Raw genomic sequence first — 21153 nt, forward strand, 5'->3', positions numbered from 1 at the left:
CCCATGAGTTACGGGTTTGGGATACCGGTGCGTCGATGGTGGGCACATGATCACTTGACCTGGCACTCTGAACGGCATGGCCGCCTTCCTTCGCTCCCGGATGACCGACTGGACCTTCGTCGTACCCGTGCTCGCCGTTCTCGTGTTGATCGCCACGTGGGGGCGGAACCTGCCGGGGCCGGTCATCGTGGTGGTCGCGCTGCTGCTCGGCGGCGCGGTGCTCGCGGCCGTGCACCACGCGGAGGTGGTCGCCCACCGGGTGGGGGAGCCGTACGGGTCACTGGTGCTCGCCGTCGCGGTCACCGTGATCGAGGTCGCCCTCATCGTCACGCTGATGATCAGCGGGCCGGAGAAGACCCAGTCACTCGCCCGGGACACCGTCTTCGCCGCCGTCATGATCACCTGTAACGGGATACTCGGCCTGTCCCTGCTGCTCGGCGCCCTGCGTCGCCGGGTCGCGGTGTTCAACCCCGAGGGCACCGGCGGGGCCCTCGCGACCGTGATCACCCTGGCCGCCCTGAGCCTCGTCCTCCCGACGTTCACCACGGCCCGTCCGGGCCCGGAGTTCAGCCCCGCCCAGCTCACCTTCGCCGCCGTCGCGTCGCTGGCGCTGTACGGGTTGTTCGTGCTCGTGCAGACCGGCCGGCACCGCGACTACTTCCTCCCGGTCGACAGCCGGGGTCAGGTCATCGACGCCGAGGAGCACGCCAAGCCGCCCACCAACCGCGCGGCGCTGGTCAGCCTCGTGCTGCTGCTGGTGGCACTGGTCGCCGTGGTCGGCGACGCCAAGACCGTCTCACCGACCATCGAGGCCGGCGTCGCGGCGGCGAACCTGCCGCACGCGTTCGTCGGTGTGATCATCGCCCTGCTGGTGCTGCTGCCGGAAACCCTGGCCGCCGCCCGCGCCGCCCGCCGCGACCGCGTGCAGATCAGCCTGAACCTGGCCCTCGGCTCGGCGATGGCCAGCATCGGTCTGACCATCCCCGTCATCGCGATCGCCTCGATCTGGCTGGAGGGCCCGCTGCTGCTCGGCCTCGGTGGCACCCAGCTCGTCCTGCTCGCGCTGACCGCGGTTACCGCCGTACTGACCGTCGTGCCCGGCCGGGCCAACGTGCTGCAGGGCGGTGTGCACCTGGTGTTGTTGGCCGCCTTCGTCTTCCTTGCCGCCAGCCCGTAACGTGCGCCGCCGCCCGCCGCCCGCCGGGTCAGGCGGTGGGCGGCGGGTCGCCGAGACGCTCCGCGCGGGCGTTCAGGTAACGCTGCTGGGCCAGGTTCGTCGACCGGGCAGCCGCCATCCGGTACGCCTCCCGCGCCGCGACCCGCTCACCGACCATCTCCCACAGGTGGGCACGAGCGGCCGGCAGTCGAGGGTCGTCGGCCAACCGCGCGTCGTCGGCCAGGTCGGCGAGCAACGCCAAACCCTGCGCCGGCCCGCGGCTCATCGCCACCGCCACCGCGTGGTTGAGCGCCACCACCGGGTTGTCCGAGATGCCCAGCAGCACCTCGTACAGGGCGGTGATCTGCGCCCAGTCGGTGTCCTGCGCACTGGCTGCCTCGTCGTGCACGGCGGCGATGGCGGCCTGCACCTGGTACGCCCCGACCGCCCCGCGCGGCAGCGCCCTGGTGATCAGCTCGGTCCCCTCGGCGATCTGGTCGGCCCGCCACCGGGAACGGTCCTGCTCGGCCATCGGCACCAACTCACCGTGCGGGCCGATCCGCGCCGGAGCGCGGGCTTCGGTGAGCAGCATCAACGCCAGCAGGCCGGTGACCTCGGGATCCTCCGGAAGCAGCCGGTGCACCAGGCGGGTCAGCCGGATCGCCTCGGCGGTCAGGTCGGCGCGCAGCAACCCCGGGCCGGTGGTGCGCGCGTACCCCTCGGTGAAGACCAGGTAGAGCACGTGCAGCACGGCGGCGAGCCGGTCGGCGCGTTCGGCCTCGGTGGGTAGGGCGAACCGCAGCCCGCTGTCGCGGATCCGTTGCTTGCCCCGGCTGATCCGCCGGGTCATCGTCGCCTCCGGCACCAGGAACGCGCGCGCCACCTCGGCGGTGGTCAACCCGCCCACCGCACGCAACGTGAGCGCGATCTGCGACGCCGGCGACAGCGCCGGGTGGCAGCACAGGAAGAGCAGGATGAGCGTGTCGTCCTCGTCCGCCGGCGGCCGATCAGCCGCCGGGGCGCGCCACTGCTCCGGGAGCACCCACCGCGCCACGGTGTCCTCGCGGCGCATCCGGGCCTGCTCCCGGCGCAGCAGGTCGGTCAGCCGCCGGGACGCGACGGTGATCAGCCAACCGCGCGGGTTCTCCGGTACGCCATTGCGCGGCCAACCGTCGGCCGCGGCGATCAGCGCCTCCTGCACCGCGTCCTCGGCGGTGTCGAAGTGCCCGTAACGGCGTACCAGCGCGCCGAGGACCTGCGGCGCCAGGTCGCGCAGCAGGCCCTCGATGCGTGTCTCCGGCACCTGTCAGCCGCCCAGGTCCTCGATGCCGTCCAGCACCGGCCGCACGTCCACGTAACCACCCGGGGCGTCCGGGTCGACCAGGCTGGCGGCGATCTCCGTGGCCCGGTCGAAGCTCGCGCACTCCACGATCGTGTAACCGGCCAGGACCTCCTGCGTCTCCGGGTACGGGCCGTCGGTGACCACTGGCGCGCCCTCGCGGACCTGCACCCGGCGGGCGTGCACCGGCTCGCTCAGGCCCTGGGCGTCGACCAGCTCCCCGGACTCGGCCAGCGCCTGGTGGAAGGTCTCCATGTGCTTGTGCATCGCCGCGATCTGCTCGGCCGACATGGCGGGCCGGTCGGTCGCCCGCCCGGACAGCACGTCGTAGTCCTGCTGCGACCCGTACAGCAGAATCATGTACTTCATGGTGCGCCTCCTCCTGTCCTGTGGGCGCCCTCCGACGCCCCCGAAGGAAACGTCGAAGCAGCACCCCCACCCCGGACACACCCACCACACCAGATCGGTCGATCATGAAGTTAGTGCCGCGACACGCCGAGCCGCATGACAACAACTTCATGATCAGCGGAATGGATGGGGTGGTGGGTGGGCGTTAGGTTGGCGGCATGACGACGGTGTGGGTGGTGGTGGGGGTCTTCGTCGCGGTGGCGGGTCTGGCGATCGGGGTCGTTGTGCGGCGGGGGCGGTCGGCGGTTGGCGACGACCGTGCGGCCGGGCGGGACGCCCGCGCCCGGCAGCAGCGGTACGAGGCCGAGCGGCACGGCGACCAGGGCGACACGTGGCAGCGCGGCCGGGAGTCCAGCGGCTGAGGCCCGGTCGGCGGGTGAACCGTTCGGGCGGCGCGCACGTGAAACCGGTGACGGGCGTGACGGTCGTGTCGTCGGGGTACTGCTCAACGAGAGCACCGATGTCTGGGAGGCACAGTGGGGGCACGGTCAGGACGCGGCGCCCGAGGCACCGTGGCGGCCCTGCTGGCCGCCGCCCTGGTGTCGCTGGCCTGCGCGGGCGGCGGGTTGGCCGAGCCGGAGGGGGAGCGTCCGGCACCGCAGCAGTCGCAGGCGTCACCCGGGCCGGGCACCACCCGGGCCGACAGCACCACGAGCGTCGCCGAGTTCGAGCAGGACGTCGCCGACGCGCAGGCCATCGCCGAGCGCTACTGGGCGGCCCAGTTCAAGGCGTCCGGGCAGCGCTTCCAACCGGTCCGGCGGATCACCCCCTACCAGCGGGAGGGGGAGGTGTCCTGCGGCGGCGAACCGCTGCCCCGCAACAACGCGGTCTACTGCTCGCGGGGCGACTTCATCGCGTACGACGTCCGTTGGTCGGTGGCGGCGTTCCGCCAGGTCGGTGACGCGTTCGTGTTCTACCTGCTCGGGCACGAGTACGCGCACGCCATCCAGGTGCGCCTCGGCATCAACTACAGCTTCACCATCCAGCAGGAGTTGCAGGCCGACTGCATGGCCGGGGCGTACCTCGGTGACTCGGTGCGATCCGGTGCCCTGACCCTGGCCGACGGTGACCTGGACGAGTTCCGGGAAGGGTTGGCGGCGGTCGGCGACGACCCCGACCAGCCGTGGTTCGCCGAGGGTTCGCACGGCACCGCCGAGCAGCGCACCGAATCGTTCTTCCGCGGCTACGAGCGGTCGCTGGAGGCCTGCGACCTGGGCTGAGCGGGTTGCCCGGATCACGTCGGTGGCCATCGTGGCCGTGGGCGGTGGCCGGCCCTGGCAGGATCGCCGGTGTCGGCCACGACCCTGGAGGATCCGCTGAACAGCCATCACCCCGCCGCCGTGCTCTTCGACATGGACGGCACGTTGGTCGACAGCGAGAAGCTGTGGGACGTCGCGTTGCAGGAACTCGCCCGGGAGTACGGGGGTGACCTCTCCGTCGAGGCCCGCCACGCGATCATCGGCACCGCGATGGCCGAGTCGATGCGGATCCTGCACGACGACCTGGGGCAGCCCGAACGGGACCCGGAGATCAGCGCGGCGTGGATCAACGCCCGGATCCTGGAGCTGTTCCGCACCGGGCTGCCGTGGCGGCCGGGCGCGTTCGAGTTGCTGCGCGGGGTCCGCGCGGCGGGGATCCCCACCGCGCTGGTCACCTCCAGCCCCCGGGCGCTCGTCGAGATCGCCCTGGACACCCTGGGCCGGGACAACTTCGACACGGTGGTCGCCGGTGACGAGGTGGTCGCGGCGAAGCCGCACCCCGAGCCGTACCTGACCGCCGCCCGGCGACTGGGTGTGCCGATCGAGCGGTGTGTGGCGATCGAGGACTCACCGACCGGGGTGGCCAGCGCGCTCGCCTCGGGCGCGGCGGTGCTGGCCGTACCGGCGGAGGTGGCACTCGCCGGCACTGTCGGCGTACACCAGGTGGGAAGCCTGACCGACGTGGACCTGGACCTGCTCGCGGCGTTGCTGGCCGACCGGGCCGCAGCCTGACGGACGCGAACGGGGGCCCCGCGGTGCGGGACCCCCGTTCGGCGGCGGAGCGTCAGTCGTGGGCGATGGCGCCCAGGACGTTGATCCGGGCCGCCCGGATGGCCGGGAGCACCGCGGCGACCACACCGATGATCGCGGCGAGGCCGAGGAAGACACCCATCTGCCCCCAGGGCAGGATCAGATCGGTGATGCCCTCGTCCTTGAGCGCCTCGACCACCGAGGCCCCGAGGCCGGTGCCGACCGCCACGCCCAGCAACGCGCCGAACACCGAGATCACCACCGCCTCCACGGTGATCATGGCCATGGTCTGGGACCGCCGGAGGCCGATGGCGCGCAGCAGCCCCAACTCTCGGGTCCGCTCCAGGATCGACAGCGCCAGGGTGTTGATGATGCCCAGCACGGCGATGACGATGGCCAGCGCCAACAGGATCTGGATCATCGTGAGTAGCCCGTCGAGCTGACCGGTCTGCTGCTTGATGAACGCGTCCCGGTCGGCCACCGACACCTCGGGGCTGTCCGCGAGCAGCGTCTCCACCTGCGGCAGCACGTCGTTCACCTGCGCACCCGGGGCCAACTGGATGAACCCCTGGAAGGGCTGTGGGATCGCGAAGTCCTTCGCCGCCGTCACCGGCAGCATCACCGGGTTCAACAGCTGCCCGGACTCGTAGATGCCGCTGATCGTGTACGTCCTCGTCTCGCCCCGGGTCAACTGCACGGTCACCGTCGAGCCCACCGACCAGCCACGCGAGTCGGCGGTGTCCGAACCGGCCAGCATCTGGGTCGGCCCGAGTCGGTCGATGTCACCGGCGACGGGCTTGGCACTGAAGATCTGCCGCAGCGACGCGATGTCGCTGCTCGCCCCGACCCAGGTGCGCTCGCCGTCGATCTGGGCCATGTCGCCGTACTCGCCGTCGACCATCCGCACGCCGGGCAGGGTCTTGGCCTGGTCCAGTACCGCCGGGTCGAAGCTCGGCGGGCGCGGCCCGCCCTGCGCCCCGGCGATCACCAGCTCGGCCTTGACGTTGTCCTGAGCCAGGGCGCTGATGCTGCCCTTGGCCGAGTCGAGGATCACCGTGACCCCGGTGACCAGCGCGATGCCGACCATCAGCGCCGCCGCGGTGATCGCGGTCCGGCGCGGGTTGCGCCCCGAGTTGAGCCGGCCCAGCTTGCCCGGCAGCGACCAGGAGAAGATCGCGCCGAGCAGGCTCACCACCGGCTTGCTGATCAGCGGGGTCAGCAGCGCCACGCCGATGAACGCGAACAGCACCCCACCGAGGATGGTGGGCAGGGTCTGACCACCGGCGTTGCCGCTGAGCCCGAGGAACAGCAGCACCGCGCCGACGGCCGTGACCACCGACCCGGCCACGGTGACCTTCGTCAACGGCCGGTCCGGGGTGGCCACGTCCTGCATCGCCGCGATCGGCGGGATCCGCGACGCCCGCAGCGCCGGCAACAACGCCGCCACCACGGTGATGACCAGACCGACGGCGAACGACCCGATCACCGCCGCCGCCGGCACGCCGATCCCGGCGAGGGTGAGCCCACCGGCCAGATTGCCGAACAGGTACGCCAGCAGCGCGCCCACGCCGATGCCGGCGGCCAGGCCGAGCACCGAGGCGATCAACCCGACCGCGATGGCCTCCAGCACCACCGAGGAGATGATCTGCCGGCCGCTGGCCCCGATGGCGCGCATCAGCGCCAACTCGCGGGTGCGCTGGGCCACGATGATCGAGAAGGTGTTGAGAATCAGGAAGGTGCCCACCAGCAGGGCCACCGCGGCGAAACCGAGCAGGATCTTGTTGAAGAACGACAGACCCTCCTTCAGGCTGGCCGAGGCGTCCGCGGCGACCTGCTCGCCCGTCTTCACCTCGAAGTCCGCGCCGAGGGTGCGGGCCACGTCGTCGCGCAGCCTCTCGTCGGAGACCCCGTCGGCGGCGGTCACGGTGATGCTGCTGAACACGTCCGGCTCGCCCAGCATCAGCCGCTGCGCCACCGGCGTGGTGAAGAAGACCTCGTTGACCCCGCCGATCGAGTCCCGGTCACCGCTGTAACCGAACACGCCGACCAGGGTGAAGTCCCGCTTCTTCGACTCGAACGCGGTGAGCACGCCGACCTTCTGGCCGACCTGCAGCTTCGCCGCGGTGGCCAGGCCCTTGTTGACGACGATCTCGTCCTCGGCCTGCGGCGCGCGTCCCTCCCGCAGTCGCAGCAGGTCGCTCTCCCCGGTCCAGTTCTCGCCCAACTGCGGCGGGCCGAACGAGGTGACCACCTTGCCGTTGCTGCCGATCACCCGGGCGCCGTCGGCGTTGACGACGCCCGTCGCCGAGGCGACCCCCGGAACCTGCTTGACCCGGTCCACCACGGAGGCGGCCAGCGGAGCGGCGGTCTGCTCGCCCTCCAACTCGCTCAGCTCGACCTTCGGCTTCGCCGCGACGTTCACGTCGATCTCGGAGAAGCCGTCGGCGAAGACCGAGTCGAAGGAGCGGCCCAACGTGTCGGTGAGGACGAAGGCGCCGGAGACGAACATCACCCCGAGCACCACCGCCAACCCGGACAGGATCAGCCGGACCTTGCGGGCCAGCAGACTCTTCAGCGTCGCGCGGAACATCAGTTGCCCACCTCGGCCGGAGCGTCCAGCTTCTTCATGGTGTCCAGCACCGTCTCGGCGGTCGGCTCGATCAGCTCCGAGACGATCTCACCGTCGGCGAGGAAGACCACCCGGTCGGCGTACGCGGCGGCGGTCGGGTCGTGGGTGACCATCACGATCGTCTGACCGTGCTCACGGACCGAGTTGCGCAGGAAGTTGAGCACCTCCGCGCCGGAGCGCGAGTCCAGGTTGCCGGTCGGCTCGTCCGCGAAGATCACCTCGGGGCGGGAGACCAGCGCCCGCGCGCACGCCACCCGCTGCTGCTGGCCGCCGGAGAGCTGCGCCGGCCGGTGGTCCAACCGGTCCCGCAGGCCGACCGTCTCGATCACCGTGTCGTACCAGGCCGGGTCCGGCTTGCGCCCGGCGATCGACAGCGGCAGCAGGATGTTCTCCTTGGCCGTCAGGGTGGGCAGCAGGTTGAACTGCTGGAAGATGAAACCCACCTTGTCGCGGCGCAGCTTCGTCAGCCCCGCGTCGCCCAGCCCGGTCACCGTCGTCTCGCCGATCGACACCGTGCCCCGCGTGACCGCGTCCAGGCCCGCCAGGCAGTGCATCAGCGTCGACTTGCCGGAACCCGACGGCCCCATGATCGCGGTGAACTGGCCGCGTTCGAACTCCGCGCTGACCCCCCGCAGCGCGATGACCTGCGCCTCGCCGCTGCCATACACCTTCCACACGTCGTTCGCCCGGGCCGCGGCCTGCGCCTGCTGGCCAACCGTCGCGGTCACGTCATCTACCTCTTCCGTCTGTCCGAATTCCCGCCGCCCCCCGATGGTCCGGCGCGACTGTTCCATCATCGGCGCTGCTCACGCCCGCTCCGTCCGCCCACGGGTTGACCCGGTGCGGATTTCCCGCTGCGGGTGCACCCTTATGTCGGGTCAGGGTTGCCCCTGACCCGATGGTCGGTCCTGCGTGTTTCCGACCCTGCCCCCTCACGTCACAGGAGGGTCAACCCCGCCAGACCTTCTCCGGTCACGGTAGGTGACCGTGACAACGCCGGCCGTCCCCCCACGGAGGGATCTTCGAGTACGCCGGGTGAGGTACCCGGGCCGACGGCCCTACGCCCGGGGGCGGACCAGACCCGACTCGTACGCCAGCACCACGGCCTGCACCCGGTCGCGCAGTCGCAGCTTGGTCAGCACGTGCCCGACGTGGGTCTTGATGGTGGTCTCGCTGACCGACAACACCGCGGCGATCTCGGCGTTGGACAGCCCTCTGGCCACCTGCACCAGCACCTCACGTTCCCGGTCGGTGAGGGCGTCCAGGGCCGCCGCCGGGGTCGCCGTCGGGTCCGGCAGCAGCTCGGCGAACCGGTCCAGCAGCCGTCGCAGGATCCGGGGCGCCACCACCGCGTCCCCACCGGCGATCGTGCGGATCGCCGAGATCAACTCCTCGGCGGGCACATCCTTCGCCAGGAACCCACTGGCGCCCGCGCGCAACGCCCCCACCACGTACTCGTCCAGGTCGAAGGTGGTCAACACCAGCACCCGCACCGGCAGGCGGGCGTCGACGATCGCCCGGGTCGCGGCCACCCCGTCCATCCGAGGCATCCGGATGTCCATCAGGACCACGTCGGGCAGCAGCCGCCGGGACAGCTCCACCGCCTCCACGCCGTCCCCGGCCTCGGCCACCACGTCCAGGTCGCCCTCGGCGCCCAGCACCATCCGGAACCCGGTACGCAGCAGCGGCTGGTCGTCGGCGAGCAGGATGCGCACCGGCCGCCCCGGAGCCACCCGATCGGTCATCACGTCTCCTGTCCCGCCGGCGTCGTGGTGCCGCACCGGGTCATCCTCGCGTACACCGGCCGATGCGTCGCGGATCACGGTAGGGCGCGGCCGGTCGCGTCGTCCCGACGGCAACAGCACCGTCGCGGTCGGGTGCGGGTCGCTGGACTGTGGGCGGCGTCGCCCCCGAGGACCACCGCGGCAACGGGAGGACGCGCCGCCGATCGGCGCAGCGGGGTCAGCGCGCCGCGGGACGGGCCGTCACTCGTCGGCGCCGGGCGCCACCGGAGCGGACCGGGAGTCGCGCAGCGGGTCGGCACCGGCCGCCGCGACCGGGAACGGCGGCGGGGTGCCACCGAAGGTGGGACACCGGGCCTGGTGGCTGCACCAGTCGCAGAGCCGGCTCGGCCGGGGCCGGAAATCCTGCCGGGCGGTGGCCTGCTCGATCGCCCGCCACAGGGCCACGACGGTGCGCTCGAAGCGGACCAGCTCGTCGGCGTCCGGCGTGTAGTCCAACACCTCCGCGTCGCGCAGGTAGAGAAGCCGCAGCACCCGGGGCACCACCCCCCGGGTGCGCCACAGCACCAGTGCGTAGAACTTCAACTGGAACAGCGCCCGCGCCTCGAACGCCTCCCGTGGCGCGCCGCCGGTCTTGTAGTCGACCACCCGCAGCGCCCCGTCCGGGGCGACGTCGAGCCGGTCGAGGTAGCCCCGGATGAGCAACTCGTCGTCGACCACCGCCGAGATCAGGCTCTCCCGTTCGGCCGGCTCCAGGCGGGTCGGGTCCTCCACCGCGAAGTAGCCCTCCAAGAGCGCGGCGGCCGAGCGGAGGAACTCCGCCGGGTCGGTCGGCTCCTCGCCCTCGAACAGCTCGGCCAGCTCCGGCTGCTCGGTGACCAGTCGATCCCACTGGGGTGCCACCAGATCGCCGGCCGCAGCCGGGGTGCGCCCCTGCGCGGGCAGGTCGAACAGCCGCTCCAGCACCGCGTGCACCAGCGTGCCCCGGGCCTGCTCCATGGTGGTGCGCTCGGGCAGCCGGTCGATGCTGCGGAACCGGTAGAGCAACGGGCAGGTCTTGAAATCCGCCGCCCGCGACGGCGACAGCGAGGCCCGCACCGTCGGCGGCGCCTGCGCCGGGGAGGGGGGCTGGGAGGTGGTGACCGGTTCCGCCGTCATGTGGGCAAAGGTTAGGGCACCGGTGTGACACCGACCGCCGCCCGCCCCGTGCAGCGACGGTCCGTAGCATCGTGGCGATGGAGCCACGAACCCGGCCACCGCGCCGACCCGACCGCCGCCTCGGCCTCGACGTCGGCCGGGTGTTCGGGGTGCCGCTGCACCTCAACGGCTCCATGGTCCTGCTCGCGGTGGTCATCGCCGTGCTGTACGCCGAGTTCGCCGCCCGGCAGCTGGACCTGCCGCAGATCAGCGGCTACCTGATCGGCTTCGGTTTCGTGGTGTCGCTGCTCGGCTCGGTGCTGCTGCACGAGCTGGGGCACGCCCTCACCGCCCGCCGCTACGGCATCGGTGTGCGCGGGATCACCCTGGAACTGCTCGGCGGCTACACCGAGATGGACCGGGACGCCCCGTCACCCCGCGTCGACCTGCTGGTGTCGTTGGCCGGTCCGGCGGTCAGCGCGGTCCTCGGCGTGCTCGCCGTCGCCGCCACCCTGGCGCTGGAGCCGGGGACCGTGGTCCACCAGCTCGCCTTCCAGCTCGCGGTCAGCAACGTCATCGTCGCCCTGTTCAACAGCCTGCCCGGCCTGCCGCTCGACGGCGGCCGGGCGTTGCGCGCCGCGGTGTGGTGGCTGAGCCGCGACCGGCACCTCGGCACCGAGGTCGCCGGCTGGGCGGGGCGCGTCGTCGCCGTCGGCACCACGATCCTGGTGCTGGTCCTCACCGTCGCCGACCTCCTGGCACCGCTGGCGTTGCCGCTGATGCTGCTGGTCGCCGTCACCCTCTGGCGCGGCGCCGGGCAGTCGATCCGGGCCGCCCGGGTCAGCCGCCGGTTCCCGCTCATCGACCTGTCCCGGTTGGCCCGCCCGGTCTGGCCGGTGGCCACCGGCACCCCGCTGGCCGAGGCCCAGCGCCGACGCGCCGACGCCGGGCGACCCGACTCGGCCCTGCTGGTCACCGACTCGGAGGGCCGGCCGGTGGCGCTGGTCGACCCGACCGCCGCCGAGGCGGTGCCGGTCGAGCGCCGACCCTGGCTGGCGGTGGACGCCGTCGCCCGATCACTGGGCACGATCCCCACCCTGGCCGTCGGATGGGACGGCGAGCGGGTGATGGACACCGTTCAAACCCACCCGGGCGCGCAGTACGTGGTGACGTCAGGCGAAGATGTCGTCGGCATTCTGCACATCGCGGACCTCGCACAGCTCCTCGAACCCAACCGGAAGATGACACAGTGACCGCAACTCCCTCCACCGTCCCCGCCACGCCGGCGCTGACACCCGTGCACCGAGGGCCATTCCGGCCCGGCGACCGGGTCCAGTTGACCGACCCCAAGGGGCGGATGCACACCGTGACGCTGGAGCCGGGCAAGGAGTTCCACACCCACCGCGGCATCCTGGCGCACGACGCGCTGATCGGGCTCCCCGACGGCAGCGTGGTGACCACCTCCGGCGGTGGCACCGCGTTCCTGGCGTTGCGGCCACTCCTGTCGGACTACGTGCTGTCCATGCCGCGCGGCGCCCAGGTCATCTATCCGAAGGACTCGGCGCAGATCGTCGCGATGGGTGACATCTTCCCCGGCGCGAAGGTCCTCGAGGCCGGCGCCGGCTCCGGCGCGCTGAGCTGCTCCCTGCTGCGCGCCGTCGGCACCGAGGGCGAGTTGCACTCGTTCGAGCTGCGCGACGACTTCGCCCAGATCGCCAAGCGCAACGTCGAGGCCTTCTTCAACGGCCCGCACCCGTCGTGGCACCTGCACGTCGGTGACGTCGCCCAGTGCCAGGAGACCGGCTTCGACCGGATCATCCTGGACATGCTGACCCCCTGGGAGACCCTCGACATGGTGGAGCGGGCGCTGGTGCCCGGCGGGGTGTTCATCGGCTACGTCGCCACCACACCGCAGCTCTCCGAGTTGGTGGAGGCGCTGCGCGAGCGCGGCGGCTGGACCGAGCCGCGGGCCTGGGAGTCCCTGGTGCGCGACTGGCACGCCGAGGGCCTCGCCGTCCGTCCGGACCACCGGATGATCGCGCACACCGCGTTCCTGGTGTCCGCGCGCAAACTGGCCCCGGGGGTGACCGCGCCGCCGCGTCGGCGCAAGCCCAGCAAGGGCACCGAGGCGTACGCGCAGCGCCGTCAGGACCTGCGCGACGCGGAGGCGGCCCGGCAGGCAGCCGCCGCCCGGGCGGCCGGTGCACAGCCCGGCGGTGCGGGGGAGATGGACAGGCCGTGACCAGAAAGCTGGGCGTCGGCAGCGGCGAGCAGGGGGAGGCGCCGGCATGAGCCGACCGGGCTACGGCGGCGGTGACCTTCCCGCCGTCTTTCCCGACTGGTCGCCCTACCAGGACCTCGAGTCGGCGGCGCGGGCCTACCTGCGCGATCCGGACGTCGCCCTGGAGGCGCTCGGTGGTGTGCTGCGCGGCGCGTCGGTGCTCGGCTTCACACTGGAACGCTTCGTCAACGAGGTCAACGGCGTGTGGCAGGAGGTCGTCGTCTGCGACGGCAGCCGGCTGATCCTGTGGCACGGCGAGGACGTGCCCCCGGAGGAGGGCCCGCCGGGCTCGATGACGTCGTCGCTGCGGGTGGTGCCGGTATCCACCATCACCGAGGTCGGCTGCCGGCGGCGGCTCAACCGGTCCGACAGCGGCGAGATCCGGGTCGACAGCATCGACGTCTACCTGCTGCTGACCTCACTCGACGAGGCGCCGCCGAGCGAGGAGATGGCCGCCACGCCACGGCACGACGCGCTGCGCTTCGGCAAGACCCTCGACGACGGCGGGGCCGGGCAGATCGCCCGGTTGGAGGAATTCGCCCGGCTGGTCGCCTCGGTGGTCGGCCGTCCGATGCTCTGAGGCGTACCCCTTCCGGGGTCCGGCCGGACCGCGCGGGTCCGGCCGGCGCGGTCGGTCAGTCCTCGGCCTCGGGCCCGGCGACCTCGACACCGTCACCGCGCACCACGTGGATGCAGTCGCCCGGGCACTCCTTCGCGGAGTCGATCACTTCGAGCCGCAGGTGAGCGGGCACGTCCACCCGGCTGCCGGGCGCCATCTGCAGGTCGCCGTCGGCGCTCTTGACGTACGCGAGACCGTCGATGTCGAACTCGAAGACCTCCGGCGCGTACTGCACGCAGAGCCCATCGCCTGTGCAGAGATCCTGGTCCACCCAGACCTGCAGCTGATCGGTCGCGACCTCGGCCACCGGTGCACCCCCCATGTTCTCCCGTCCTACGCTCCGACGTTACCCGAACGCCGGTAACGGCCCGTCAGGCCACCCTTGGCGATCAAGGTTCGGTGACGAGGGTGTTGCGTGGGACCGAATCGGCCTCATAGCGGCTAGTGTTAGGGCAGAACGTTCAAGCCCCCCGGGGAGGTGGGACGTGGCAGCACGCAGCGACGACGCGGACTCGCGCGCCGCACGGTGGGAGAAGGAAGCCCACGATCTCTCCACGCAGGTCGCGTTCCTTCAGGAGGAACTCGCCCTGGTGCGGCGCAAGTTGACCGAAAGCCCCCGACACGTCAGGCAGCTCGAAGAGCGGCTGGCGGCCACCCAGGCACAGTTGGCGCGGCTGACCGAGAACAACGACCGGCTGGTGAGCACCCTCAAGGAGGCTCGCACGCAGATCGTGACGCTCAAGGAGGAGATCGACCGCCTCGCGCAACCGCCGAGTGGCTACGGCGTCTTCCTGGCCAAGCACGACGATGGCACGGTGGACGTCTTCACCGGCGGTCGCAAGCTACGGGTCGCGGTCTCGCCCTCGCTCGAGGTGGGCGACCTGCGCCGTGGCCAGGAGGTCCTGCTCAACGACGCGCTCAACATCGTCGACGCGTTCGGTTACGAGCGGGTCGGTGAGGTGGTGATGCTCAAGGAGATCCTGGAAGGGCCAGGTGGCGGGCCGGGTGACCGGGCGCTGGTGGTCTCCCACTCCGACGAGGAACGCATCGTGCACCTCGCCGAGACACTCATCGGCTCGGCGATCCGGGCCGGCGACTCGCTCATGATCGAGCCCCGCTCGGCGTACGCGTACGAGCGGATCCCGAAGAGCGAGGTCGAGGAGCTGGTCCTGGAGGAGGTGCCCGACGTCGACTACAGCGACATCGGTGGCCTCCAGTCGCAGATCGAGCAGATCCGCGACGCGGTGGAGTTGCCCTTCCTGCACGCGGACCTGTTCCGTGAGCACCAGCTCCGCCCGCCCAAGGGCATCCTGCTCTACGGCCCGCCCGGCTGTGGCAAGACGCTCATCGCCAAGGCGGTGGCCAACTCGCTGGCCAAGAAGATCGCCGAGCGGCAGGGCAAGGAGAAGCACACCAGCTTCTTCCTCAACATCAAGGGCCCCGAGCTGCTCAACAAGTACGTCGGCGAGACCGAGCGGCACATCCGGTTGATCTTCCAGCGGGCACGGGAGAAGGCCGGTGAGGGCACGCCGGTGATCGTGTTCTTCGACGAGATGGACTCGATCTTCCGGACCCGCGGTTCCGGTGTCTCCTCCGACGTGGAGAACACCATCGTCCCGCAGCTGCTCAGCGAGATCGACGGCGTGGAGGGGCTGGAGAACGTCATCGTCATCGGCGCCTCCAACCGGGAAGACATGATCGACCCGGCGATCCTGCGCCCCGGTCGGCTCGACGTGAAGATCAAGATCGAGCGGCCGGACGCCGAAGCGGCGAAGGACATCTTCTCGAAGTACATCCTCTCCGGGCTGCCCCTGCACCCGGACGACCTGACCGAGCACGGGGCCGACCCCCAGGCCACCGTCGCGGCCATGATCGACGCCGTGGTGCTGCGGATGTACTCCGAAACCGAGGAGAACCGCTTCCTCGAGGTCACCTACGCCAACGGTGACAAGGAAGTCCTCTACTTCAAGGACTTCAACTCCGGCGCGATGATCCAGAACATCGTCGACCGGAGCAAGAAGATGGCCATCAAGGAGTTCCTCACCTCCGGTCGCAAGGGGCTGCGCCTGCAGCACCTGCTCGACGCCTGCGTCGACGAGTTCCGCGAGAACGAGGACCTCCCCAACACCACCAACCCCGACGACTGGGCCCGCATCTCCGGCAAGAAGGGCGAGCGGATCGTCTACATCCGCACGCTCGTCTCCGGCGGCAAGGGCACCGAGGCCGGCCGGTCCATCGAGACCGCCAGCAACACCGGTCAATACCTCTGACCGCCCGGCGGCGGCACCGGACACGTCCGGTGCCGCCGCTGCGTGCATCGTTCACCCGTCGTTCACCGACACCTCGCTGAACTGGGCAAACGGCTCCATCCACACCGGCTAGACTGCGGCGATTTCACCGACCTACCGAACGAGGACGACGGTGCGCGCCCAGGCCACGTTGGAGACGCCAGGAGTGCCGAAAGGCGCCGACAGCCGGGACCGGGGCGCCGCACCCGTACGGCCGCGCCCCCGGGCGGGCGTACTGCTCGCCGTGTTCCTCGCCTGCTGGCTCGTCCCGGTCGCCGCGAACGCCGTCGACACCCCGTGGCTGCTGCCCCCGCTGATCCTGCTCGGCACGGCCGGTCTGCTGCGCTCCGGACGAAGCCTGCTCGACCGCCTGGTCCTCGCCCTCGCCCTGCTCGCCGGCCTCACCTGCGCCGCCGGCCTGATCTTCACCGTCTGGCCCTGGGAGCTGCACCCGGTCCCGGTCACCGGCCTGACGCTCACCGTCCTGGCCCTGGCCGCAGTGCTGTCCCGCCGCGCCCCCCGACTGCCCCGCCCCGGATGGTCCGACCTGGTCTCGCTCACCGCCGCAACAGTCGCCGCCGGGTACCTCGCCACCCCCTACCTGCGGGCCGACGGCTTCGGTCAACGCCTCAACCTCGCCATGATCGGCGAGGACAACTCCCGGCACCCCGCGCTCTTCGACGCGATCGGCCGCCTCGGCGGCTACCTCTTCGTCGACCCCGACGTCTCCCGACAGCACATCTTCTCCGGCCTGATCCACTACCCGCAGGGCTGGCACCTCCTCACCGCCCTGCTCGACGGCTTCCAGACCCCCGGTGAGCCGCCCAGCGGGCCGGCCCTGATGAACCACTACCTCTTCTGGTCCCTCGCCACCTTCGCGATGCTGGTGCTGACGCTGATCTGGGCCGCCCACCACCTCGCCGGTCCGCTCCACCCACCGCGCCGCATGGTCCTCATCGTCGCCGTGACCGCGCTCGCCCTCGGCACCGAGCTGCCCCGGCTGTTCGTCGCCGGCTACCCCAGCGAGACCTTCGGGCTCAGCCTCGCCGCGATCCTCGTCGCCCTGGTCGCCCGACCCCTGCACCGGCTCCGCGAACAACTACTCCTCATCGGCGCACTGCTGATCGGCATCGGCTTCAGCTACTACCTCTTCCTGCTACCGGCCGGGGCCATGGCGCTCTGCTGGCTGATCGCGGACCGGCGTCGGCTGCGCCTCCGCCCCCGCACCGTCGCCGTGGTCGCGGTCCCCACCGCCGTGCTCGCCCCACTGACCGCCGTCATCGGTGTCGTCGTCGCCGGACAGGGCGAGGCGCTGGCCGCCCCGGGGGGTGTGCCACCGGCGGCGACCTTCCTGACCGTCCTCGGGTTCGGGGCGCTCGTCGTCGCCGCCGTCCTCGCCCGCACCAACCTCGGCGAACCCCCGTGGCGGCGCTACCTGGCCGTCCTGGCCGTCACCCTGCTCTTCTGCGGCGGCGTGGCCGCGGCGAACCTGGTCAACGGCACCCAACCCGCGTACTACGTCGGTAAGACCGCGCACCTGCTCATCGTCGTGTTCATCGCCGGCACGGCCGCGCTCGCCCGACTGGTGCCGGTGCCCGCGCAGAGCCCCGACCCCGAGCCGCGGCGCCGTCCGATCACCGCCGCCCTCCCCGCCGTCGCCAGCGCCGTCCTGGTGACGTTCGCCGTGCTCGCCGGCACCGGCATGGTGAGCTTGACCGGCGGATACTTCCACCGCAACGGCAGCGACACCACCTGGGCGGGCTCCTGGGCCCACCACGACCGCAGAGCCGTCAGCCGGACGGCGTTCGTCACGGCCGTCGCCGCCCAGGCGTACCCGGCGATCCCCGGCACCGTCACACTCGTCGTCGACCAGAAGGGCACGCAGAGCTACCGAGAGTCGATCTTCCTGTCCGCGATCCAGAGCACCAGCGGTCAGACCGAGTCGGGCATCTATTTCCCCACCTTCCAGGAGCCGGCCCGGACCGCGCAGATCCTGCGCCGGGTGCCCCGCCCACTGCGGCTGCTGGTGGCCGACCGGAGCGCTCAGCAGGCCATCGACGAGATCCTCGGAGCGGATCCCTCGCTGCGCTCGGGCCTGACCGTGGTGCCGCTGCAGGCCACCATGACCCGGTAGCCGCGCCGCGCCGACCGGCAGGGCCGCGCGATAGGCCACCGCGCAGACTAGTCTCGATGGTGTGAGCGGCGGTCACGCCGGCTCCAGGGGCGAGCGAAGCGAGTGGTCGCATGACGGTACGTCGCATCATGGGCACCGAAGTCGAGTACGGCATCTCCGTGCCCGGACAGGCCGGGGCCAACCCGATGGTCACCTCGTCGCAGGTGGTCAACGCGTACGGGGCTCGCCCAGAGCTCAACCGGGGTGGGCGAGCCCGCTGGGACTACGAGGAGGAGTCGCCGCTGCGCGACGCCCGCGGCTTCACCTACTCCGGGGCGGCCTACGACCCGGCCGAAGCCCTGGCGGACGAGGATCTCGGCCTCGCCAACGTGATACTCACCAACGGCGCACGGCTCTACGTCGACCACGCACACCCCGAATACTCCACTCCGGAGGTCACCACCCCACGGGACGTGGTGCGCTGGGACAAGGCCGGCGAGCGGGTGATGGCCGAGGCGTCCCGCCGGGCCGCCACCATCCCCGGCAGCCAGCCGATCCACCTCTACAAGAACAACACCGACAACAAGGGCGCCAGCTACGGCGCCCACGAGAACTACCTGATGCGCCGGCAGACCCCGTTCGCCGACATCGTGGCGTACCTGACGCCGTTCTTCGTGACCCGGCAGATCGTCTGCGGCGCCGGCCGCGTCGGCATCGGCCAGGACGGCGGGCAGAGCGGCTTCCAGATCTCCCAACGCGCCGACTTCTTCGAGGTCGAGGTGGGCCTGGAGACGACGCTCAAGCGGCCCATCATCAACACCCGGGACGAGCCGCACGCCGACGCCGACAAGTACCGCCGGCTGCACGTCATCATCGGCGACGCCAACCTCTCCGAGATCTCCACCTACCTCAAGGTCGGCACCACCGCGCTGATCCTCACCATGATCGAGGAGAAGGCGCTCGGCGGTGACCTCGGCATCGCCGACCCGGTCAGCGAGCTGCGCGCGGTCAGTCACGACCCCGGCCTGTCGCACCTCATGCGACTGCGCGACGGTCGCCGGCTCACCGCACTCGACCTGCAGTGGGCGTACCTGGAGCGGGTCCGGTCCTTTGTCGACGACCGCTACGGCACCGACGCCGACGAGCAGACCGTCGACGTGCTCGACCGCTGGGAGAGCGTCCTGGACCGGCTCGGGCGTGACCCGATGCTCTGCGTCGACGAGTTGGACTGGGTGGCCAAGCTGCGGCTGCTCGAAGGTTACCGGGAGCGGGAGAAGCTCGGCTGGGGCTCGCACAAGCTCCAGCTCGTCGACCTGCAGTATTCCGACGTCCGGCCGGAGAAGGGCCTCTACCACCGGCTGGTCTCCCGGGGCGCGATGAAGACGCTGCTCACCGACGACGAGACGCGTACCGCGATGACCGAGCCGCCGGAGGACACCCGGGCCTACTTCCGTGGTCGCTGCCTCGCTCAGTACGCGTCCGAGGTCGTCGCCGCGAGCTGGGACTCGGTGATCTTCGACGTGGGTCGGGAGTCGCTGGTGCGGGTGCCGATGATGGAACCGGAGCGGGGCACCCGCGCGCACGTCGGGGCGCTGTTCGACCGCTGCGCCAGCGCCAAGGACCTGCTGGAGACGCTGACCGGAGGCTGATCCACGGTTCGTTTGCCCGTCGTGTGCCGCAAGGCGGCGCGCGGCGGGCTTTTCGTCGCCCGCGCGAGGTAAGTTCATCGCAGACGATCGTGGAGGAGGCAGCAGTGGCCACTCATGACAGCGGCGGCCAGTCGCAGTCCGGCAAGTCCCGTCAGGGCGAGGAAATCGAGGACGTCACCACCGAGGCCAACCCTGAGGTGGCCGAGCGGCACGCCGAGATCACCGAGGACGTCGACGACCTCCTCGACGAGATCGACTCCGTCCTCGAAGAGAACGCAGAGGAATTTGTCAGGGGCTATGTACAGAAAGGGGGTCAATAGAGGCATATGTCCGATTTGACCGACTCCTCGGACAAGGTGTGCCCGCAGTGCAAGAGGGTGCTGGCCCGCACCGAGTTCCACCGCGATCGACGCCGGGTGGACGGTCTGGCCTTCTACTGCAAAGCGTGCGCCAAGGTCCGGTCGGAGGCGAGCCGGCGCCAACGAGGCATCGCGCCGCAGAGGAAGTCGCCGACGCCCGTAGGTGAGGGCCTGAAGTGGTGTCCGGACTGCGAGCAGATCAAACCGCTCGACGATTTCCCCACCACCACGACCAGGGCGAGTGGTCGGCATAGCTACTGCAAGCCTTGCCACAATGCTCGAGGCAAAGGAAGGGCGCAGCGGCTCTACGGCGGCACACGCGAGTACCACCTACAGCGGCGGTACGGCGTGGGCGAGAAGGAGTTTCAGGAGCTCCTGGCGGAGCAGGGCGGGGTGTGCGCGATCTGTGGCGGCGCCGACCCGCAACATCTGGACCACGATCATCGCACCGGATGGGTGCGCGGGATACTCTGCTTCAACTGCAACGGTGGTCTTGGCCAGTTCCGTGACAGTCCCATGAGGCTGGCCAGGGCGATCACGTACCTGAGAGGAACCACGTGGCAGCGGGCTTTGATCCATCCGGGCGTCTACCAGATGTGTTCACCAACGCGGGGACGTCCTCCTTCACGACGTTCCTGAGTCGCGTGGCCCCCGAGATGCTGCCCGGCCGGCGGCCGCTGCCGCCGGGCATGGCAGCCGACCTGGCGCCGCACGCGACGACCATCGTGGCCATCTCGGCCGCCGACGGCGTCGTGATGGCCGGCGACCGACGGGCCACCATGGGCAACCTGATCGCCCAGCGCGACATCGAGAAGGTGCACCCGGCCGACGCGTACTCGCTGGTCGGCATCGCGGGCACCGCGGGCATCGGGATCGAGCTGATGCGACTGTTCCAGGTGGAGCTGGAGCACTACGAGAAGATCGAGGGCGCGATGCTCTCGCTGGACGGCAAGGCCAACCGGTTGGCGTCCATGATCCGCGGCAACCTGGGCGCGGCCATGCAGGGCCTGGCGGTGGTGCCGTTGTTCGCGGGCTTCGACCTGGCCGCCGCGGATCCGACGCGGGCCGGCCGGATCTTCAGCTTCGACGTGACCGGTGGCCCGTACGAGGAGACCGGCTACGACGCGATCGGCTCCGGCTCGCTCTTCGCGAAGTCGGCGCTGAAGAAGCGTTTCCGGACGGGCCTGTCGGTCGACGACGCGACGCGGCTCGCGGTCGAGGCGCTCTACGACGCGGCCGACGACGACACCGCGACCGGTGGCCCGGACCTGACCCGTCGGATCTATCCGGTGGTGATGACCGCTACCGCGGAGGGCACGCGGCGGCTGACCGACGCCGAGACGGCGGAGATCGCCGAGGGCGTGGTCGCCGGTCGGATGGAGAACCCGGGCGGTTGAGCCCCGTCCACCCCCACCAGTCAGCAG

At 71.1% G+C, this 21153-nt stretch carries 19 protein-coding genes and 1 pseudogene; 13 read left to right on the forward strand and 7 right to left on the reverse strand.

Annotated features, from left to right (window positions below; all coding sequences use genetic code 11):
* Positions 1 to 76: 76 nt before the first annotated feature.
* A complete protein-coding gene (locus tag O7616_RS20170) occupies positions 77 to 1177 on the forward strand; it encodes an ionic transporter y4hA (protein WP_282303427.1) in 1101 nt (366 codons plus the stop codon).
* 28 nt (positions 1178 to 1205) lie between these two features.
* Here O7616_RS20170 and O7616_RS20175 read toward each other — a convergent pair whose 3' ends face one another.
* Positions 1206 to 2459 carry a sigma-70 family RNA polymerase sigma factor gene (locus O7616_RS20175; RefSeq protein ID WP_282303428.1) on the reverse strand — a complete coding sequence of 418 codons (1254 nt, stop codon included), beginning with the start codon at positions 2457 to 2459 and terminating at the stop codon, positions 1206 to 1208.
* A gap of 3 nt (positions 2460 to 2462) precedes the next feature.
* Complete coding sequence (locus tag O7616_RS20180; protein ID WP_282303429.1) at positions 2463 to 2864, reverse strand: YciI family protein; 402 nt, start codon at positions 2862 to 2864, stop codon at positions 2463 to 2465.
* Between the two features lie 197 nt (positions 2865 to 3061).
* Here O7616_RS20180 and O7616_RS20185 point away from each other — a divergent pair, with 197 nt between their 5' ends.
* The 3 genes and pseudogenes from O7616_RS20185 (at position 3062) to O7616_RS20195 (ending at position 4894) form a co-directional block, all read left to right on the forward strand.
* Positions 3062 to 3265: a hypothetical protein gene (locus O7616_RS20185; protein ID WP_282303430.1), complete on the forward strand. Its 204-nt coding sequence runs from the start codon at positions 3062 to 3064 to the stop codon at positions 3263 to 3265.
* Positions 3266 to 3349: 84 nt separating this feature from the next.
* Positions 3350 to 4123, forward strand: a pseudogene (locus tag O7616_RS20190) (neutral zinc metallopeptidase); the annotation flags it as partial.
* 120 nt (positions 4124 to 4243) lie between these two features.
* The gene (locus tag O7616_RS20195; protein WP_282264905.1) at positions 4244 to 4894 is read left to right on the forward strand and encodes an HAD family phosphatase; all 651 of its coding nucleotides are present in this window, start codon (positions 4244 to 4246) and stop codon (positions 4892 to 4894) included.
* 52 nt (positions 4895 to 4946) lie between these two features.
* On the opposite strand, the gene O7616_RS20200 is transcribed toward O7616_RS20195, so the two are convergent.
* From O7616_RS20200 to O7616_RS20215, 4 genes are all read right to left on the reverse strand, one after another.
* The gene (locus O7616_RS20200; RefSeq protein ID WP_282303431.1) at positions 4947 to 7502 is read right to left on the reverse strand and encodes an ABC transporter permease; all 2556 of its coding nucleotides are present in this window, start codon (positions 7500 to 7502) and stop codon (positions 4947 to 4949) included.
* Positions 7502 to 8269, reverse strand: a complete 768-nt coding sequence (locus O7616_RS20205) for an ABC transporter ATP-binding protein (RefSeq protein WP_282259655.1) — start codon at positions 8267 to 8269, stop codon at positions 7502 to 7504. Before O7616_RS20205 ends, O7616_RS20200 begins: the two co-directional genes overlap by 1 nt.
* Positions 8270 to 8599: 330 nt before the next feature.
* Complete coding sequence (locus O7616_RS20210; protein WP_282303432.1) at positions 8600 to 9286, reverse strand: response regulator transcription factor; 687 nt, start codon at positions 9284 to 9286, stop codon at positions 8600 to 8602.
* Between the two features lie 240 nt (positions 9287 to 9526).
* Positions 9527 to 10441: a PD-(D/E)XK nuclease family protein gene (locus O7616_RS20215; protein ID WP_282303433.1), complete on the reverse strand. Its 915-nt coding sequence runs from the start codon at positions 10439 to 10441 to the stop codon at positions 9527 to 9529.
* A 77-nt stretch (positions 10442 to 10518) separates the two neighbouring features.
* Here O7616_RS20215 and O7616_RS20220 point away from each other — a divergent pair, with 77 nt between their 5' ends.
* From O7616_RS20220 to O7616_RS20230, 3 genes are read left to right on the forward strand one after another with little or no spacing between them, the layout of a single operon-like run.
* Entirely contained in the window at positions 10519 to 11673 is a 1155-nt protein-coding gene (locus O7616_RS20220; RefSeq protein ID WP_282303434.1) for a site-2 protease family protein, read from the forward strand.
* On the forward strand, positions 11670 to 12662 hold the full coding sequence (locus O7616_RS20225) for a tRNA (adenine-N1)-methyltransferase (protein WP_282303435.1): 993 nt from the start codon (positions 11670 to 11672) through the stop codon (positions 12660 to 12662). Before O7616_RS20220 ends, O7616_RS20225 begins: the two co-directional genes overlap by 4 nt.
* A 46-nt stretch (positions 12663 to 12708) precedes the next feature.
* Positions 12709 to 13281: a hypothetical protein gene (locus O7616_RS20230; protein ID WP_282303436.1), complete on the forward strand. Its 573-nt coding sequence runs from the start codon at positions 12709 to 12711 to the stop codon at positions 13279 to 13281.
* Positions 13282 to 13336: 55 nt separating this feature from the next.
* Here the strand turns inward: O7616_RS20230 and O7616_RS20235 are convergent, their stop codons facing one another.
* Complete coding sequence (locus tag O7616_RS20235; RefSeq protein WP_282303437.1) at positions 13337 to 13627, reverse strand: ferredoxin; 291 nt, start codon at positions 13625 to 13627, stop codon at positions 13337 to 13339.
* 178 nt (positions 13628 to 13805) lie between these two features.
* Here O7616_RS20235 and arc point away from each other — a divergent pair, with 178 nt between their 5' ends.
* The 6 genes from arc to prcB all read left to right on the forward strand — a co-directional run bounded on the left by arc (position 13806) and on the right by prcB (position 21126).
* Positions 13806 to 15590 (forward strand): proteasome ATPase, encoded by a 1785-nt coding sequence (gene arc / locus O7616_RS20240; RefSeq protein WP_282259641.1) that lies wholly within the window; start codon positions 13806 to 13808, stop codon positions 15588 to 15590.
* A 151-nt stretch (positions 15591 to 15741) separates the two neighbouring features.
* Positions 15742 to 17742 carry a hypothetical protein gene (locus O7616_RS20245; protein WP_282303438.1) on the forward strand — a complete coding sequence of 667 codons (2001 nt, stop codon included), beginning with the start codon at positions 15742 to 15744 and terminating at the stop codon, positions 17740 to 17742.
* Positions 17743 to 17852: 110 nt separating this feature from the next.
* On the forward strand, positions 17853 to 19370 hold the full coding sequence (dop, locus tag O7616_RS20250) for a depupylase/deamidase Dop (RefSeq protein WP_348773826.1): 1518 nt from the start codon (positions 17853 to 17855) through the stop codon (positions 19368 to 19370).
* A gap of 104 nt (positions 19371 to 19474) precedes the next feature.
* Positions 19475 to 19690: a ubiquitin-like protein Pup gene (locus O7616_RS20255; RefSeq protein WP_030332902.1), complete on the forward strand. Its 216-nt coding sequence runs from the start codon at positions 19475 to 19477 to the stop codon at positions 19688 to 19690.
* A 6-nt stretch (positions 19691 to 19696) separates the two neighbouring features.
* Positions 19697 to 20368 carry an endonuclease VII domain-containing protein gene (locus O7616_RS20260; RefSeq protein ID WP_282303439.1) on the forward strand — a complete coding sequence of 224 codons (672 nt, stop codon included), beginning with the start codon at positions 19697 to 19699 and terminating at the stop codon, positions 20366 to 20368.
* Positions 20287 to 21126: a proteasome subunit beta gene (gene prcB, locus O7616_RS20265; RefSeq protein WP_282303441.1), complete on the forward strand. Its 840-nt coding sequence runs from the start codon at positions 20287 to 20289 to the stop codon at positions 21124 to 21126. The genes O7616_RS20260 and prcB overlap by 82 nt, the downstream gene beginning before the upstream one ends.
* Positions 21127 to 21153 lie beyond the last annotated feature (27 nt).

This window comes from Micromonospora sp. WMMD964, assembly GCF_029581455.1.
GTDB lineage: Bacteria > Actinomycetota > Actinomycetes > Mycobacteriales > Micromonosporaceae > Micromonospora.